This window comes from Desulfonatronum sp. SC1 (assembly GCF_003046795.1).
In the GTDB taxonomy this organism is placed as follows: domain Bacteria; phylum Desulfobacterota; class Desulfovibrionia; order Desulfovibrionales; family Desulfonatronaceae; genus Desulfonatronum.
In genome coordinates this window covers 1-383 of the sequence record NZ_PZKN01000243.1, presented here as the reverse complement: position 1 = coordinate 383, position 383 = coordinate 1, and the positions used below count along the sequence as shown (strand labels likewise).

Genomic DNA, 383 nt, shown 5'->3' with positions numbered 1-383 from the left:
TCCGTATGATGTGGTGTTGATGGATATCAATATGCCGGAAATGGACGGATATGCAGCAACCCGCCACTTAAAGGCCGTAGAAGGCTGGCACGATGTGCCGGTGGCTGCCATGACAGCCGAAGCTTTTGGTGACGTGGAAGCACTTTGTCTGCAAGCGGGTATGGTCGGTATGGTAGCTAAACCCATTGATCCGGAGGAGTTGTTTGGTGTAATTTATCGCCTTGTTTTTGGTGAAGAAAACATTCCGGCTGGCGCGCAAATCACTGAATCAGATTCAGACGTGGTGGATTTTCCATCCATTGAGGGGCTTGATGTGAAGGCCGGTATTAAGCGAATGGGGCAGCGGACTGACTTGTATAAGAGGTTGTTACGCGGCTTTTGTC

Annotated in this window: 1 protein-coding gene; it reads left to right on the top strand. The window is 50.1% G+C overall.

All coding sequences use genetic code 11. The features are described from left to right. Positions 1 to 383 (top strand): response regulator (locus C6366_RS21410; RefSeq protein ID WP_146164969.1); only part of this gene is annotated, 383 nt, incomplete at both ends.